We start from the raw sequence: 15759 nt of genomic DNA, 5'->3' as shown, positions 1-15759 counted from the left end.
TACTGGGTTGAGTCGTCATGGTGTCAGCGCCGACGGCTTCTTTTTCGAACCGCGATGAGCGCGACGAGGACGATAAATCCAATCGCGAGAAGTGCGACCACGCTCAGCGCGGTCGAGCTGGTGGAACCATTCGTCCCCGAAGCCGCGGCGGACACGACCGCAGGTGACGATGCCTGCGTCGCAACGGGCTGCGGGAGCGCTACGCCAGCGGCACTCCCTTGCCGCGCGAGGGATGCTTCCGATGTCGGGGAGGCCTGAGTTGCTGGGACGGGAACCGCGTCCGAAGCGGGTCCGACGGGAGCAAAATCGGTAGCCGAAGCCATAACCGGAGCCGGCGGCTCGCGAGACATGGCTTCACTAGACTTGGCGACCGCCTTCCATTGCGCAAATACAGTATCGATGCAGTGGACGTCAGTGCACGCGTTACGCGATTGCCTCCACTGGGCAAGTTGTGCGGGCGATAGCTTCCCCGTGCTCAGCAGAGTCTGCTGCTGGGCGACGATATCGTCATACTCGTTGTTCAGGATGGCGTGGTCGCATATGACGCGCTCAGCCGGTTGACGCGTGGTTGCGCATTGAATATCGCTCGCCCATGCTCCGGTTGAAGCAAAAGCTGCCATTAACATCAGCCATGCCAGATATTGTCTCGGATGCACCAATCCTCCTGGAACGTGATTGCCGTCGGGCCGCGGATTGGGAAGACATCGCCACCGCCGGGGCGCGCGATGGACCACGGCTTCAGGGCCGTACAGCCCCGCCTGATTGCCGTAGCGGCAATCAGCGTGCCCGCATGACGTCGCATCGTCTGCGACACGTCAACATGGCAGCTCCAGGCGGGTAGCAGTCAACTGCGGCCTAATCCGTTGAGAAGACAACCGCCGCCGTATCCCCGACTTGCGTGAAACTGCGGACGAAACGATAGACCTGGCTGCCGATTGGCATCTGATTCGCTCCCGAAGAGGTCGATTCAAGCATGTCGTTCGCAAGCGATATTGCAATCGCTCCAATCTGCCTCAGGTCTTCCCGTGGGCCCGCGGGGTCACCCAAATACACGGTACAAACGCCGGCCGTGTGTCGCATCATTACGATGCTCGTCGCTTTATCGAGTGAGCGCTCCAGATATTCGGCAAGTGTCCGCAGCGATTCAGGTGCCTGTTCGGGATGGCCGTTCGCTAAACCATTGTCATCCGCCACTTTGACCTCCTTCGGCCTATGGGCCATGTGACCGTCTTGTGTCCTGTTCCTGGCGCCATCATGGCACGAAGCTCGCCTCAGAGACTAGGGGCGCTAGCAATGCGATGGTTGCACCGGTGACCGCAGCGTAGATCCGGTCCTGCCATGCATCCGGCTGGGGGTATGATTCGTCAACCTCTTTAGAGCGGGAGCCGATCCATGGGGCCGCGTGTTCATCTTCTCTGCATTACCGCGTTCGCTGGTCTATTGTTGGGCGCTTGCGCGCAGACCAGCCCCGTCGAGTTTTCCGTGTCGGGTGCCGATGCGCCGATGCTCAATCGTGCAAGCGACATGGACTTCGGTCCGATGGACAGGACGATCGCACAATGCAAAGTAGCCTCGAAGGAGGCGGGTCCGGATCAATGTTCGAAAGTTCGGGCGTACGAGTCGTGTATGAAAAGCGAAGGCTACATAACCGTACTTGGTCCGGAGAACCCGCAAGGTTGCGGCGATCCGGCGTGGGAGAAAGACGTGAGGAAATGGCTTCAATGAGGGAAAGGCCGGTGCGATCGTATGAAGTCGTGACCGGCCATTTTTGGACGCCTGCGCCTATCCTATTTCCGTCGCTTGAATGTCCCTTGAATGTCGCTTGAAGTTGTGCAGCCGACATCCGCTCAGCCGCGATGACTGAGCGGGCTAATACCTGATCAAGCGCCGCACTGTTCCCGGTGAGCGGCGACCCACTGCGTAAATTGTCTCGGCTCCGGGCCGATCAACGAAGGTGATTAGGCATACTGTGCTTCATTGAGGTCGGCGATGAGTGTTGGACCCGTTGGATGCCAGTCCAACCGCTTCTGGGTCTGGACACTGGAGGCCGGCATATCCAGGCCGACGAACATTGCCATCCATCCAAAATGCGACGCCGCTTCATCCTGGCTAATCGAAACGACGGGCAAGTCCAGGCCCCGGCCGATCGCCTCGGCGATTTCGCGGCTGCTGATCCCTTCTTCGCCGACCGCGTGATACCGTGCCCCCGGCTCTCGCTTTTCGACGGCGAGCCGATAGAGAAGCGCTACATCGGAGAGATGGCCAGCGGGCCAGCGGTTAAGGCCGTCACCCACGAAGGCGGAGACGCCTTTCTCACGAGTGATGGCTATGATCGGGGTGATGAGACCCTGCTTGAACGGGTTGTGAACCTGAGGTAGTCGAACCACCGACACATTGACACCTGCCTCCAGGAGCGCATTCCCGGCCAGTTCGGATGCAATGCGAGGATTTGGATGACTAATGTTGAAGACATCTTCGGTCGCCGGCTGACCATGATCACCGCTGCCCATGCCGGTCCCGGACGTGATGATCAGAGGGCGGTCGGAGCCGGCGAGCGCGGACCCGAGTGCGGCGATCGCAAGCTTGTCCTTTTCGCAATTCTCCACGAATCTCGAGAAATCGTGATCGAATGCCGTGTGGATGACGCCATCTGCTTTTGCGGCGCCGCTGCGCAGGCTCTCCAGATCTTCCAGCGTTCCGCGATGCACGTCCGCTCCTGCATTGATAAGCGCTTGGGCTCCCGCGTCCGAACGCGTCATGCCGATCACATGATGGCCGGCCTTGATGAGTTCGGGAACGATGGCCGCACCGATAAAGCCGGTCGCACCGGTAAGAAAAATACGCATGTTGAAATCTCCTGGGTTGTCACCGCCACTATCTGAGCATTTCTTGTTCAGTTGAAGTAGTGACATCATCCTATTAAAGGGACTAACAGGATCGCGGTGTCGACCCGCCATTCGCGCTCACGCGTTCTCGCATTCACGATCGACTTCGAGCGATAAACACGCAAGGTGCGGTAGCCGTCATTAACCCAAAGCGGCATACCTCTGCGCAAATAGAGTTGAGAACGGCCCGTTTGCGCCGTCTTACGCGGAGTCTGCGGCCGCCTGCTCCTCGCGGGCATACTGCGACGGCGGCCGGCCGACGTGCCGCGTAAAGGCGACGCTGAAGGTGCTGGCTGAGCTGTAGCCCACGCGTTGCGCAATCTCGGCGATACGGCCTTCGCTGCGTAGCAGGAGGCTTTTCGCGAGCGCCATGCGCCAGGTGAGCAGATAGTCCATCGGCGCAACGCCGAGCGCGCCCCTGAAGCGCTCGAAAAAAGTTGAGCGCGAGAGCGCGGCCTCTTTCGCGAGCTCGACAACCGTCCACGCGTGCGCCGGGCGTTCGTGCATCCCGCGGATCGCGGCGCCCAGCCGGAAGTCGGCGAGCCCGCGCACCAGGCCCGGTGGCGCGTTCGTCCCTGCCGTGGACCGCAGCGCCTCGATGAGAAGTACTTCCAGCAGTCGCGAAAGTACGACCTCACGCGCGGGTCGCTGTTCGCGGGATTCCTCCCGCACGAGTTCCACGAGCGTGGCGAGCCGCTGTTCTCCGCGGACATGCACGAGTTGCGGCAGCAGCGAGACCAGCAGGGACGCGTCCGGCGAACCGAAGCTGCAGTGGCCTGCCATCATCCGCGCGTCGATGGGCCTGTCCGGGGCGCCGATTCTGAATTCACCGTTGCCCAACGCGATCGGCGCCAGCGTCTCAACGCCCGACGGCGGCGGCTCGAGGCTCGACATTGCGACGCCGTAAGCCGCGGGAATCAGGACGAAGTCACCCGACAGGAGCTCGATGGGCTCGTGTCCGTCGATCGCAATGCAACACCCGCCCTCGAGGATCACGCAATAGAACGGCTGGCCGGCATCCGAGCGGCTGATGCGCCAGGGGCTCGCGGCGTGGACAAGTTTGGAGAACCGGGCACCCGGCTGCAGCAACATCACGACTTCGGCCAGCGGATCGATCATTCCCGGACTCCTGCAAATGAAACTCGGATGATTGATTGTAGCAAGTACGGTCTCGGCGATCTATCGTAGGGGCACACATCAATCAACCCCTGGACCCCCATGAAAACTGTATTGATCACCGGCTGCTCTTCCGGATTCGGCCTCGAGATCGCCCGCTGCTTCCTGGCACGCGACTGGCAGGTCGTCGCCACGATGCGCACGCCGCGTACCGACGTGCTGCCGCCTTCAGACCGCCTGCGCGTACTGGCGCTCGATGTCACGAATCCGGAGAGCATTCGCGCGGCGGTCGAGGCCGCAGGCCCAATCGAAGTCCTCGTCAACAACGCGGGCTTCGGCGCGGCTTCCCCGGCCGAATTGACCCCTATCGCGACGGTGCGCGAGATCTTCGAAACCAACACCTTCGGCACGATCGCATTGACGCAAGCCGTGCTGCCGCAGTTTCGGGAGCGCAAGGCCGGTGTCGTCGTGAACGTCACGTCGAGCGTGACGCTGAAGGCGCTGCCCCTGCTCGCCGCGTACCGCGCGAGCAAGGCGGCGGTGAACGCATTCACCGAGTCGATAGCGCTGGAGCTCGAACAGTTCGGCGTGCGCGCGCGCCTGGTGCTGCCGGGCCGTGCGCCCGATACCCGCTTCGCCGAGAACGCGCACGCCCACATGCACGGCCTCGATCACGAAGCCTATGCCGAGCTGGTCAAAGAGGTCTTCGCACGGCTGGGGGATGCGTCTGCCCCGATCACCCACGCGCAGGATGTCGCAGAAGCCGTGTGGCGCGCGGCAACCGATCCGTCATCGCCGATGCGCATTCCGGCCGGCGCCGACGCCGAAGCATGGGCGGCCGAGGTTCAGTGACCGGCCGGCGCCACCGCGCTGTTTTGAAAAAATGGACATGACTTCTGCGCGCTACAGCGCAACACGATAAGGAGATTGCCATGCAAGACAAATCCATCGCACTGGTCACCGGGGCCAATCAAGGAATCGGTCTCCAGATCGCAAAGGAGCTCGTGGAACACGGCTTCATTGTGCTGATCGGATCGCGCAACCTCGAGCGCGGTGAGGCCGCGGCCAGCGAGGTTGGGCCGGATGCCTACGCGCTCCAGCTCGACGTGACGGATCAGGCTTCAATCACGGCCGCGGCGGAGCGGGTCCGTAACGAGTTTGGCCGCCTCGACGTGCTTATCAACAACGCGGCGATTTCGAATACGAAAAAGCAGCCCGGTCAGTCCGTCGAAGAGTACGCAAAGACGACCCGCCCGAGCAACGTGTCCCTCGACGAAATGCGTGCGGTGTGGGACACCAACGTATTCGGCGTTCTCGCCGTGTATCAGGCGATGCTGCCGCTCTTGCGCGAGACGCCGGGGGCGCGCATCGTCAACGTGTCGAGCGGCGTGGGGTCGCTAAAGACGAACCTGGACCCCGCCTTCGCCTACCGTGCGATCTTCGGCCCCGTGTACCCGGCGTCCAAGACGGCTCTCAACGCTTTGACGGTCGCCATGGCGATCGAGCTGGAGCCGGAGGGGATTAACGTCAACGCGGTCTCCCCAGGCTTTACCAGGACGAACCTCAATGGCTATGCGGGCACGGAGACTGTCGAGGAGGGCGCTCGTGAGGTGGTGCGCGTCGCGCTGCTGGGTCCGGACAGCCCCACAGGGACGTTTACGCGATGGGAAAATCAAACGATCCCGTGGTGATGTAGTCTGGAGCGCGTGATCGAAGGTTGAATGGATCGGGCCGGCCGGTCGGCAAATTTGATGAGGCGACCAGCAGTTGCCCCTCGGAGAAGAGTCCGAACGCCTATACAGGGTCGATGAAAACCATTCGCACCGCCTTGGCATCCACAGACCATCTGACCTGTTGACAAGGCGACTAGTTCAAGCAGAAGCCGCCGAATAGTATTTTTATCAGGTTACCTAAATGATTGTTCATAAATACAATGCTCAATTTTTTGGGTGCGCGAGGACGCAAACGCCGTTGCGTTCACGTTATTAGGTAGCAGCCGTCTTTTGTGTTTGCGCTTTGGCCGCCTGGTCCTGCTCTGGCTTCTTCGCCAGGTGGTGACCGACCACACAGCCCCCGAGAGCCCGACGACAGCATGATGGCCGGCGTATTATCCGGCCACTGCGCCGACAACATCGCCTTCATGGCACCCAGCAGCGCCGGCCGAACCTGCACAGAGGAGCAGCGCAACGGTCAGGGCAATAGCGGAGAAATTCGATGTCTTCGTGTTTGTGCTGCCGACTGAATGAAGGAAGGGCAGTCAATCGGACTTTCCTTTCAGCCGGCTGGCCAAGCGCCGCGCGGGCGGTGCTAGGATGTCATGACAGCACGACGGAGGCGCCATGCAAAACCCCGCTCTGTTCCACGTCCTTATGGATCATCTTGACGCGACCGGCGCTACGCGCATGGATGTCGAGCGGTTCCTTGAACGATGGCATCGCCTCCGGCCACACGAAGCGTTTCCTTGTCCGGTCTGCTTCCTTGCCGGCGAGGAGCAGCCGCTGACAGCGCTTGCAGCGCAAGGCAAATTCGAACCCGTAAAGTGTCCTGCTTGTCGGACGCAGTTCGATATCCCGATAGACGAATAAGGCATAGGTCTTCAACGCACCGACCTTCGGTCGCTTCTCGGTCGCTACTCGGTCGCTTCTCTGACGATCCTTCGCGTCCCGGCTTGCTAGATCATTACAAAGATAACAACTGCTGCTTCAGGGGATGATCACCATGAAAAAACTTTTTGCTATGAGTATCTGTGTGGGCATGGCCGGAGCGCTTTGCCTATCGGGCGGCGCATCTGCACAGGAGGCCGCGTTCACGAATGCACCCGTCAACGTGTTTGCGGGACCCGCGCCGGATTATCCGGTTGTGTCGCAGCTGCCGCAGGGACTTCAGGTGACCGTTTACGGTTGCGTGGCCGGCTATTCGTGGTGCGATATCGCCGTTCCGAACCTGCGTGGCTGGATTGACGCTTCCGCACTCAGCTATCCGTATCAGGGCGCCAATGTACCCATCCTGACGTATGGCGCGGTCATCGGCCTGCCGATCGTCACGTTCTCCGTGGGCGCTTACTGGGGAAATTATTATCGCGGGCAACCGTGGTATCACGATCAGGGGCGATGGATCAATCATGCGCCGCCTCGTCCGGGGCCCGGTTATGGGCATCCGCCGCCGCAGCCGAATGGTGGGCATCCGCCGGGGCCGGCCCGCGGCAATGAAGGTTATACAGGTCGACCGCCGGGGGCGCCGCAAGGCAACTACGGGCACCCGCCTGGACCCGCTGTGAATCGCGAGGAGACGAGACCCGAGCATCATGGTGGCGAAGACGATCACGGCCATCCGCCGCCACAATAAGCCGCCAGCAAGGCAACAAGCTCAGCCTGGGCCATGGTCCGCAAAAGCGTCAAGCGTTGCGGGCAGGGAAGCGGGAGGGGCGAACTCCAGGTGGTGAGGAAATCAGAGATCATGAGCACCAGAGACAATCCTTCGGCCCCTATCGATCCGGCCGACCGCCCGCGAGGCGTTGTAGCCAGCCTTGTCTATGTGTTTGAGCGGGTCATGCCGGACCCTTTTGTCCTATCGATAGGACTGACGTTTATCGTCAGCGTGATGGCTGTCGCGTTCGCGCCGCATGGCTCGATACCGGTCGTGCTCGCGTCATGGTATTCAGGCACGTTCAACATCCTCGCGTTCGCGTTGCAGATGATCCTGATTCTCGCAACGGGATATGCCATTGCCGACGCCCCCATCGTTCAGCGAGGCTTGCGTACCCTGGCAACGAAGGCGGACACACCGACCCGCGCCGCGCTGATTGTATTTCCAATCGTGGCGGTTGCAGCGTGGCTTAACTGGGGGCTTGGCCTGGTCGTCGGCGCGTTGCTGTCGCGTGAAATCGCGCGGCGGGTAAAGGTGGATTTCGCATGGCTCGTCGCGGGTAGCTACTCTGCGTGGTCGGTGTGCAATAGCGGGTTATCGAGTTCGATCGCATTGTCCCAGGCGTCTCACGGCAATGCGTTGAATCTCGTGGAAAAAGCGACCGGGCAGGTGGTGCCCTTGAGTGAGACAGTTTTTGCGCCGTTTGTCTTCATCCCGACGGTGCTGGTGGTTATCGTCATGACGGTGATTTTTATCTGGATGCATCCGAAGCAGGAGCACGTTGTTGCGTTCATCGACGCGCCGAGCGGCGACGCTTCAGGCACCGCTTCAGGCGCCGCAAGCGAGGCCGATCCTCATGCGCGCGCTGCGTCGTCGGGGTCATCGTTGTCATTTGCAGCCCGCGCCGAAAACTCGCCGCTCGGCACCCTGTTCCTGTTGGCACTAGGGGTGGGTTACCTCGCGATGACGTGGTACACCAAGGGCTTCGAACTCGACATCAATACTACGATCCTTATCTTCCTGCTCGCGGGCCTGGCCTTGCAACGCACGCCGATCGCTTATGCGGACGCCATCCGTCGTGCCGCCCGGCAAACCGGCTCGATGCTTCTTCAATACCCGGTCTACGGCGGCATCATGGGAATCATGACTGGCACGGGCCTGGCGTCGATGATCGCCAAGACCTTCGTGGCAATTGCGACGCCTGTGACGCTGCCGGTGTTGAGTTTCCTGAGCTCGCTGATTATCACGTTGCTGATTCCGAGCGCGGGCGGGCATTGGGCGGTGCAGGGGCCATTCGTCCTGCCCGCTGCGCTCAGTCTGCATGCATCGGTTCCGCGCACGGCCATGGCTGTCGCCATGGCGGAAAACGTCTCGAACATGCTGCAGCCGTTCTGGGCGGTACCGGTTGTTGCGATCGCGGGGATACGGATCCAGCGCGTGATGGGGTACACGGCCGTCACTTTTGTTGTGTCGCTGGTGATTTACGCCGCCGCGCTTTGGCTGATTCCGTGATCTGCGCGTGACCGCACGATTGAAGCGGGCCGGCTGTGCTATTGAGCGCTGAGCGCGCCCGCTTCGACACTCGTCGATAAAAAATTACTGCAACGAACTCGCTAAGCGATTGCTCAGTTCCACCGGGATCCGGTGTCGCGACGGGCTATTCGCCATCTCGACTCCCTCGAAGGATTAGGACTCTTGCCAATTGCGTTAATTGGCAAGAGCCATGCCCACGAAGGTTATCAGACAGTTTCAGGCGTCGAAGAAACCTGCAGCCAGTTGTTCGCCTGCTTTGCCACCGCTTTTTTGGCGGGTTCGCGATAGGCGTAGTCGAGCGTCATGCGCAGATAGTCGTAACTCTTGCGAATCGCATTGCGTACCTTGATGATCGATTCCGGCGAAGGATTGGTCCCAAGCAGCGTTGCGATAATGTCGAGCGCCGCCCACGGATGCTCGTCATCGTAATGCGCGTGCACGTGAAGCCAGCGCATGGCCGATTTGCGGATCGGTTCGGGGAATGTGAGCGCGTAAGTATCTTCCGAGCAAACCATGCAGGAGAACTCGCCCGTTGCACCCTCGACAGCATAGTTCGTGGCAGCCATGGCTACCGCGAGGTCGTCGATCGCGCTGACGTGCCCGCACCAATGCGCAAGCGCGTGCATTTCGCTCGGCACTTCCTTATGCATAACTTCGTGCATGGTGAGGCCTGAAGCCGACGCCCACTGAAGCCAATGCTTCGCGTGCATGTTTTCGACGCGAATGTTCTGGATGAGATAGGAACGAGCCATGGTTTCGCCCCGCGATGTGCCAAACCGGGCTTTCATCAAGTTCGACGCCATGAACTGCGGGAACTGCTCGATCACTGGAAAAAAACCAGCCAGGAAGCGATGCGTGCTTTCAATGTCCAGCGTTGCGTCTTTCATCGCTTTGCAGAATGGATGGCCAAGTGCAAGTGACTTTTGTTCTTCGCAGTCTGCGACTACGTTCTGCAACCATTCCGGATAACTTTTGATGTCTTTCAACTCGCCGGATCGGATAAATTCAGTGCTCATAGGTTCATCTCTCTCTGGAGGGGCTCACATTTTTCGACCACGCCCCCGGGCGAAGTCGGATATCCGGGTGGATAGACGATGCAAGCTTTGCAGAGATAATGTATCAGTATTATGAAAACGCAAACATTCTTTAAAAAAATAATAAATCAATATTGTTCAGACAAAAAATAATAAGAGTTTATTGTTCAGACAATAAAGAATCCGGCTAATCGGAACCACGTCCGGAAGAGGAATTATATTCGGTCATGTGAGCAGTGTCGGCTCAGCCGAATGCAAGCGCTGTGGCTCGGCCCAGGGAGCGGGGCGCCCAATAAAATAACCTTGCGCATAATCGACACCATACGACTTGAGCAATTTTACAATCTCGGCATTTTCAACATATTCTGCAATAGTTTGACATCCTAATGAATGCCCAATGTCATTGATCGCGATGACCATCTCCTGACTGACCGTGTCCTGGGGCAGATTTTTGACGAAGGCGCCGTCGATCTTCAGATAGTCGACCGGCAGATGTTTCAGATAGCCGAACGACGACATGCCGGCGCCGAAATCGTCCAACGCAAAATGGCAACCCAGAATACTCAGCTCATTCATGAAGTGCACAGCGGACAGGAGGTTGCTGATTGCCGCTGTCTCGGTGATTTCGAAGCACAACAAGTGGGGCGCAATACCATACTCCCTGATCTGTTCGACAACGTAGTGCAAGAAACGTGAGTCGCCGACAGAAGCCCCCGAAAGGTTGATTGCGTACTCGCTATATTGCTTGACCGGGGTGCGTGAGAGCGTACGTAACGCTGTGCGCACGACCCAACGATCTATAGTGGTCATCAGGCCGTAGCGTTCGGCAGCAGGTATGAACTTGTCGGGGGTGATGGCCGGCCCACCCTGCGCGTCGATCATGCGCAGCAGCAATTCGACCTTGTTCAGGCCACCCGCCTGCTGATCTCCCGTGCGAAGGGTACGAATCGGTTGCGCATAGAGGCAGAACAGGTCATGTTCGAGTGCATGCTTCAGACGTCGCGCCCAGGACACTTCGTTCGCGTGAGTGACGAGGTCGCTATCATTCAGGTCAGCCTCTTGAACGCGATCTCTGCCTCGCTCCTTGGCAACGAAGCAAGCAATATCAGTCAGGTGCATCGCCGATTCTGCGGTGATACCCGGCTCGTCCAGAACCAGAAGCCCGATGCTCAGGCTCGTCTTGAACTGCTGTGCTTCCCATTGATAACAGAAGGTATTCGCCGAGTGCAAAAGCTTGTCGGCCAACGTCATGGCCTGGGCCCGATCGTACCCTTTCAGCAACGCACCGAATTCATCACCGCCCAGCCGCCCAAAAGTATCGCCGGCACGGAAGATTGCCGACAGATGAGTCGAGATTGCGCGAAGCATGCCATCGCCCGCAGCATGACCGCAGGTGTCGTTGACGATCTTGAAGCGGTCGAGATCAAACACCAGCAACACGTCACAAACCGCGGCGTCAAGGCGCCTCGCGCCGGCGAGCGAAGCGGCGAGCTGTCGTTCGAACTCCGAGCGATTGACCAGATCGGTAAGGCTATCGTGTGATGCTTGCCACGCGAGACTTCGTATGTACTCTTTCTCGCGTGTCATGTTTCGCAGGATGATCACGTAACCATGATGTCCGTCGTCTGAACCGTCCACGTCACTCAGGTAAAAAGGCGATCCGGTGATGCGCGACACCACGGCCCTGACATTGACTTCGACACCGCTGCGAGAGACCAGGATCATCTCAACGAACTGGTCGTCGAGATGGTCCCCCAGCAAGCCGTCGCTAGCGAGCTTGGCGAGCATGTCCTCCGGCTCGCGCGAGTGTTCGTACAGCAGGGAAAAAGCATCGGAAAACGGTCGCCCCAGACAGGTTGCGCTCGTCGTGCAAAGGATGCGTTCCGCTGCGGGGTTGATGAACTCAACTTCTCCTGACAGACTTGTCGCAATCACCGCCTCTCCGATCGAACCCAGCGTGGCCTTGGCTCGTGCTTCGCTGCGTCGCAAAGCCCTCTCGGTAAGCTTGCGCTGAACCACCAGCCGGCGGACATGCCAGACGGTGAGCAGCATCAACACGGACGCGGCCGCAAGGTCGACCATCAACAGCAGGAAAGCGACCTTGCGAAACGTCGAACTCAATACAGAAGAAAAGCCCCAGGAGAGCGGCGCAACCTTTTCGTTGATCTGAAAAATTTCTTCTTGCGGATCTACGAGTCCCGCATCAGCTCTCGGCCGGTCAGAAAACCGGCGGTGAAGCCGAACGGCGACCTGTTGCAGCTTGTCCATGTAGACGTCGCTACGCTTCCAGAGGTCCATTGCATCCTGGAGGTAGCTGACATGGCGAAAGATGCGATACACCCATGCGGCGCCCACCACGTCCGACCGGGCAAAGCCGCCCATGACCAGTTCGTCCTGCGCCAGGTGCATATCGGTCTGCGGACGGTCAAGAATGTCACGAGCCAGCCTCAAGTGCCGGAGACCCTCCATCGCCTCGACGTGCCGCTGGTACAGCACTTCGTCGCCGTTTTCTGCATACAGGTGCAAGAAAAACGTCGCGTCTTTCTCGCCCTTTGACCAAACGCTCTCGGCACCGATGTAGGCACGCAACGACGACATGATGTCGATGCTCACCACCGCCAGGGTGACGAGAATGAAGATGACGGCCAGAAACGGCCACAAAAGCCGGATGACCTGATTGGCATTGCTAGGGGGCACATGTTTAACGCGCATGAATGTGTTCCGTTAGTACCTCGCTGCGCTTGTCCTGAATGACGATAGCAACGGACATCGGCGGGAATGATCTCGATCCGTTTCTACGGGGATCAACGTCAGCCCAGCTTCGAACCAGCTATCTATCCAGGATTCGACAGCGACGTCCACGCGATAGCCGACAGTCCATAGTTCTGGGAGCGGCGGTTTTTCCTTAACGCGTAGATGATTTGGCCGTCGATTCGGCGCAACCCTCATGTAGTACGTCATATTTCAGGGATTCTTTAGCCCGACGGTGATCTGCTGCAGCAACAGGGCACTGTTTGCCCCTTTGCCAATGCATCCAACCGACGCGTGAGGTTCAAATAGAAAACCGCACGGGCGGGATTGTCGCGCCGGTTTTGATGGACTTCAGCAAGCGGATGAATCTCCGATTGATCTGTTCTATCTCAAGCGGATCGATCTCAGGGTCGCTTCGAATGATCCGCGACACCTCGTGTTGCCGGGCCCGGGTCATGACCCACAGCAGGCGCTCGGAGACAGCGCGATCGGTCTCCCCGATAAGCATTTTGGCAAGGTCGGTGGGGTCGAAAGCGCTGACCGTGTCGAAGAGCGTGCGGTCGTCGATGAATTCAATGTCGGCGAGCGACTCATATTCATGGGTGGAGCGCGGCGGCTTTTTCGAAACAGGGTGGTCGCCGTTATTCCCGCGCGAGAGCTTGTCGAGCAGCAATTGTTTTTCGATGCCTATCAGCGCATCGAGGTTCGACAAACCGGCCTGTTCCAGTTCGCTCACGATCGAGAGTCCGAGGCTATGGTCCGCGACCCGATGCGCTGATTCGATGATTCGCACGGGATCGAAAACGATGACCTGCCGCTCGGCGGCGTCGTCAATGGCAGTAGGGGCTACGTCGTCACCATCGTGACCACGCGCGGTTTCAAACGCGATAAGGTTCAATGTCTGCATGCGTTTGAGCATTGCCACGATGTGCGTGCGAGGATGACCGAGTATGGCCTGACATTGCTTGAAAGCATCGACGAACGAGATAGACACGTTCTCCGGATTCGGATGGCGCCTCGCGTCGTGACTGTCGGCCCGCGCCATCAGGCTCAGCAAACTGGCATAGGAGACGATGCCTTGCAAATGATCGGCATTCGTGTGCGCCGGGAGGAGTTCGTCGACTCGTTTGCTCCTGCGGATCAGGCTGCGCATCAAGTGGCGAAGCAGGGGAGATACGCGCTCAAGCTCTGCTTCGACCGTCGTCGGGTCGATGACGATGAGCCGGCAAGAGGTCAGGGCGCGAGCGGTTGATCCGCGCGGCTCGGACCGCAACAGCGCACTCTCCCCGAAGCATTCGTCTTTCCCCAGGATCGCAAGCACCACTCGTCTTTCATCGGATCTGGTTGAGATCTCGATCTTGCCTTCGGCGATGACGTAGATGCTGGCGTTTCCCGCAAACCCCTCCGAGTAAACGACTTCGCCCGGCGCGACGGCCCGAAATAGTGGTGCTTTCTCTTGGTGCAATGTACCCCCCGGTATTGCTGCTTATGTCGCTTGGCCCGACCGTATCGATCGCGGCGGCTAACTTTTGTCGAAGACAAACCGTCTTCTACAAGGGATAACGGCACTTTCTTGGCAACCCTTTAACTGCAGGATGGTTTGCGGGTGTGGCCGACGGCGGGACAGAATCGGACATTTCTAATTAGCGGAAGCGCGACTTCTGAACTTGGGACCTACGTCACGAAAGGCTTTTCGGAACAGGCGATGAATGAAAAGCGCTACTGGACATGTCCGGGCGTGGTTGTGCCGGAACGCATGCCCATTGATCACATTCTGTCGGACGATCCGGCTGAAGCGCTCAAAATCGCGTTTGCGGCGGCGAAGCGGGTCGGTGCGACGCTCGACCGTTGCCAAACGTTCTGGCGGCAGGAGTCAGGATGATTTTGGCTGTCAACGCTGGGGGCGGCGGGTCAGTCCTGGTGGCGAAAGGCGGCTCTCAACAAAGCAGCCGACTTAAACCCATAGTAGACGCAGAGGCCTTAAGGGTTGAGCGCGGCTGGTTGTTATGCACGGTGAGTCTTGAGCCAGTCGCGTAGCGCGTCGATGAAAACGGGGTTGATTTCAGCAGCGCGCAACGGTTCGGGAGCCATAGCATTGGGGTGTTCTGGATGGCGCCAGGCAATACCGTTTGAGCGGATGCTATACTTTTTTCGTGTACCGAAAGCCTGAATGGGATGATGTGATGGCTGCGACTCATGACGCGCTTTATGAGCGGGATTTTTATGGCTGGGCGAACGAGCAAGCGGCGTTGTTGCGCGAAGGGCGGTTGGCCGATGCCGATCTTGATCATATTGCAGAAGAGATCGAGAGCATGGGGCGCAGTGAAAAGCGTGAGCTGGTGAATAGCCTGACGGTTCTGTTGACGCGTCTGCTGAAATGGCAGTTTCAAACTGCGTTTCGGGGGCGTAGCTGGCAACTGACGGTGATTGAGCAGCGGCGTAAGGTTGCGGCTCATTTGGATGACAATCCCAGTTTGGCGTCGGTGTTGCCTGCTGCGTTTGCGACGGCTTATGGCTATGCGCAGATTGAGGCTGAGCGGGAAACGGGCTTGCCTGAAAGTACGTTTTCGAATGTGTGTCCGTATACGATCGAACAGACGTTGGATGAACGCTTTTGGCCGGGCGCGTGAAGCTGCGGCGCTGCCAACATGAAACCCGCTGCTGGCGGGTTTTTTTACGCTCGTGGAAGGCCGGCGCATTCGCATTGATCACGTATGCGTCTGCGTTTGCTGCGGGTTCACGGCGGTGGTCCTCGACCGGTTCGTCCAGGTCGCGTGTGACGCCCATTTCGTCGAGCTTCAGTTCGTGTTCAAGGGTTTGCAAACGTAGGACGGCCACGGCCCATGTTATGGGCTCGACTGACAGCGGAGAAAAAAGACCGGATAGGTGCCCGGTCCTGTGTTTATGGCTGCATTAAAGAGCGCTTAACTTTGAATTATCTAGATTCTTATGTCGAGGCCAGATACAGATGTCGTAGCGGCAGCAAAGTACAAATGTCGTAGCCGGGAGTGTGTCAGCGAGATTCTGTCTGTCTCCTGGTTTAAAACGGCACGCGGTGTTGAAGGACAGTTTTG

General features: G+C 58.9%; 16 protein-coding genes and 1 pseudogene. 8 read left to right on the top strand and 9 right to left on the bottom strand.

The features are described from left to right. Nucleotides 1–23: 23 nt before the first annotated feature. Nucleotides 24–656, bottom strand: coding sequence for a hypothetical protein (locus FH08_RS0122530; RefSeq protein WP_031360524.1), 633 nt, complete (start codon nt 654–656; stop codon nt 24–26). Nucleotides 657–855: 199 nt separating this feature from the next. Then, nucleotides 856–1194 carry a hypothetical protein gene (locus FH08_RS0122525; protein WP_031360523.1) on the bottom strand — a complete coding sequence of 113 codons (339 nt, stop codon included), beginning with the start codon at nt 1192–1194 and terminating at the stop codon, nt 856–858. 198 nt (nt 1195–1392) lie between these two features. Here FH08_RS0122525 and FH08_RS0122520 point away from each other — a divergent pair, with 198 nt between their 5' ends. Next, nucleotides 1393–1725: a hypothetical protein gene (locus FH08_RS0122520; RefSeq protein WP_031360522.1), complete on the top strand. Its 333-nt coding sequence runs from the start codon at nt 1393–1395 to the stop codon at nt 1723–1725. Between the two features lie 233 nt (nt 1726–1958). Here the strand turns inward: FH08_RS0122520 and FH08_RS0122515 are convergent, their stop codons facing one another. Further along, complete coding sequence (locus FH08_RS0122515; protein ID WP_031360521.1) at nt 1959–2846, bottom strand: SDR family oxidoreductase; 888 nt, start codon at nt 2844–2846, stop codon at nt 1959–1961. 240 nt (nt 2847–3086) lie between these two features. Further along, nucleotides 3087–4004, bottom strand: a complete 918-nt coding sequence (locus tag FH08_RS0122510) for an AraC family transcriptional regulator (protein ID WP_031360520.1) — start codon at nt 4002–4004, stop codon at nt 3087–3089. Nucleotides 4005–4103: 99 nt separating this feature from the next. Here FH08_RS0122510 and FH08_RS0122505 point away from each other — a divergent pair, with 99 nt between their 5' ends. Continuing rightward, nucleotides 4104–4853 (top strand): SDR family oxidoreductase, encoded by a 750-nt coding sequence (locus tag FH08_RS0122505; RefSeq protein WP_031360519.1) that lies wholly within the window; start codon nt 4104–4106, stop codon nt 4851–4853. 80 nt (nt 4854–4933) lie between these two features. After that, a complete protein-coding gene (locus tag FH08_RS0122500; protein ID WP_031360518.1) occupies nt 4934–5692 on the top strand; it encodes an SDR family oxidoreductase in 759 nt (252 codons plus the stop codon). A 294-nt stretch (nt 5693–5986) separates the two neighbouring features. Here the strand turns inward: FH08_RS0122500 and FH08_RS53480 are convergent. Further along, nucleotides 5987–6201 (bottom strand): annotated as a pseudogene (locus FH08_RS53480) (hypothetical protein). Between the two features lie 115 nt (nt 6202–6316). Further along, nucleotides 6317–6601 (bottom strand): hypothetical protein, encoded by a 285-nt coding sequence (locus tag FH08_RS0122495; protein WP_031360517.1) that lies wholly within the window; start codon nt 6599–6601, stop codon nt 6317–6319. Between the two features lie 118 nt (nt 6602–6719). Here FH08_RS0122495 and FH08_RS0122490 point away from each other — a divergent pair, with 118 nt between their 5' ends. Both FH08_RS0122490 and FH08_RS0122485 read left to right on the top strand, forming a co-directional pair. Further along, nucleotides 6720–7346, top strand: coding sequence for an SH3 domain-containing protein (locus tag FH08_RS0122490; protein WP_152602894.1), 627 nt, complete (start codon nt 6720–6722; stop codon nt 7344–7346). A 111-nt stretch (nt 7347–7457) separates the two neighbouring features. After that, nucleotides 7458–8879, top strand: coding sequence for a short-chain fatty acid transporter (locus FH08_RS0122485; protein ID WP_035566931.1), 1422 nt, complete (start codon nt 7458–7460; stop codon nt 8877–8879). 227 nt (nt 8880–9106) lie between these two features. Here FH08_RS0122485 and FH08_RS0122480 read toward each other — a convergent pair whose 3' ends face one another. Next, entirely contained in the window at nt 9107–9916 is an 810-nt protein-coding gene (locus FH08_RS0122480) for a TenA family transcriptional regulator (RefSeq protein ID WP_031360514.1), read from the bottom strand. 243 nt (nt 9917–10159) lie between these two features. Beyond that, complete coding sequence (locus tag FH08_RS0122475) at nt 10160–11986, bottom strand: putative bifunctional diguanylate cyclase/phosphodiesterase (RefSeq protein ID WP_160172495.1); 1827 nt, start codon at nt 11984–11986, stop codon at nt 10160–10162. On the opposite strand from FH08_RS0122475, the gene FH08_RS52620 reads away from it, so the two are divergent. Continuing rightward, entirely contained in the window at nt 11966–12490 is a 525-nt protein-coding gene (locus FH08_RS52620; RefSeq protein ID WP_160172494.1) for a hypothetical protein, read from the top strand. The genes FH08_RS0122475 and FH08_RS52620 overlap by 21 nt on opposite strands. A 496-nt stretch (nt 12491–12986) precedes the next feature. Here FH08_RS52620 and FH08_RS0122470 read toward each other — a convergent pair whose 3' ends face one another. Then, nucleotides 12987–14150: a Crp/Fnr family transcriptional regulator gene (locus FH08_RS0122470; RefSeq protein ID WP_031360512.1), complete on the bottom strand. Its 1164-nt coding sequence runs from the start codon at nt 14148–14150 to the stop codon at nt 12987–12989. A 240-nt stretch (nt 14151–14390) separates the two neighbouring features. Here FH08_RS0122470 and FH08_RS0122465 point away from each other — a divergent pair, with 240 nt between their 5' ends. Together FH08_RS0122465 and FH08_RS0122455 are read left to right on the top strand one after the other, a co-directional pair. Beyond that, complete coding sequence (locus FH08_RS0122465) at nt 14391–14567, top strand: hypothetical protein (protein WP_235210462.1); 177 nt, start codon at nt 14391–14393, stop codon at nt 14565–14567. Between the two features lie 247 nt (nt 14568–14814). Next, a complete protein-coding gene (locus FH08_RS0122455; RefSeq protein WP_235210460.1) occupies nt 14815–15315 on the top strand; it encodes a DUF29 domain-containing protein in 501 nt (166 codons plus the stop codon). Nucleotides 15316–15759 lie beyond the last annotated feature (444 nt).

The organism is Caballeronia sordidicola, from assembly GCF_000729995.1.
GTDB lineage: Bacteria > Pseudomonadota > Gammaproteobacteria > Burkholderiales > Burkholderiaceae > Caballeronia > Caballeronia sordidicola_A.
This window is presented reverse-complemented; position numbering and strand designations above follow the sequence as displayed.

Excerpts from the sequence above, each read along its gene's own strand:
- FH08_RS0122480 (WP_031360514.1), bottom strand. The coding sequence starts at position 9,916 with ATGAGCACTGAATTTATCCGATCCGGCGAGTTGAAAGACATCAAAAGT.
- FH08_RS0122485 (WP_035566931.1), top strand. The coding sequence starts at position 7,458 with ATGAGCACCAGAGACAATCCTTCGGCCCCTATCGATCCGGCCGACCGC.
- FH08_RS0122505 (WP_031360519.1), top strand. The coding sequence starts at position 4,104 with ATGAAAACTGTATTGATCACCGGCTGCTCTTCCGGATTCGGCCTCGAG.
- FH08_RS0122475 (WP_160172495.1), bottom strand. The coding sequence starts at position 11,986 with ATGCTGCTCACCGTCTGGCATGTCCGCCGGCTGGTGGTTCAGCGCAAG.
- FH08_RS0122465 (WP_235210462.1), top strand. The coding sequence starts at position 14,391 with ATGAATGAAAAGCGCTACTGGACATGTCCGGGCGTGGTTGTGCCGGAA.
- FH08_RS0122515 (WP_031360521.1), bottom strand. The coding sequence starts at position 2,846 with ATGCGTATTTTTCTTACCGGTGCGACCGGCTTTATCGGTGCGGCCATC.
- FH08_RS0122490 (WP_152602894.1), top strand. The coding sequence starts at position 6,720 with ATGAAAAAACTTTTTGCTATGAGTATCTGTGTGGGCATGGCCGGAGCG.
- FH08_RS0122520 (WP_031360522.1), top strand. The coding sequence starts at position 1,393 with ATGGGGCCGCGTGTTCATCTTCTCTGCATTACCGCGTTCGCTGGTCTA.
- FH08_RS0122510 (WP_031360520.1), bottom strand. The coding sequence starts at position 4,004 with ATGATCGATCCGCTGGCCGAAGTCGTGATGTTGCTGCAGCCGGGTGCC.
- FH08_RS52620 (WP_160172494.1), top strand. The coding sequence starts at position 11,966 with ATGCCAGACGGTGAGCAGCATCAACACGGACGCGGCCGCAAGGTCGAC.
- FH08_RS0122500 (WP_031360518.1), top strand. The coding sequence starts at position 4,934 with ATGCAAGACAAATCCATCGCACTGGTCACCGGGGCCAATCAAGGAATC.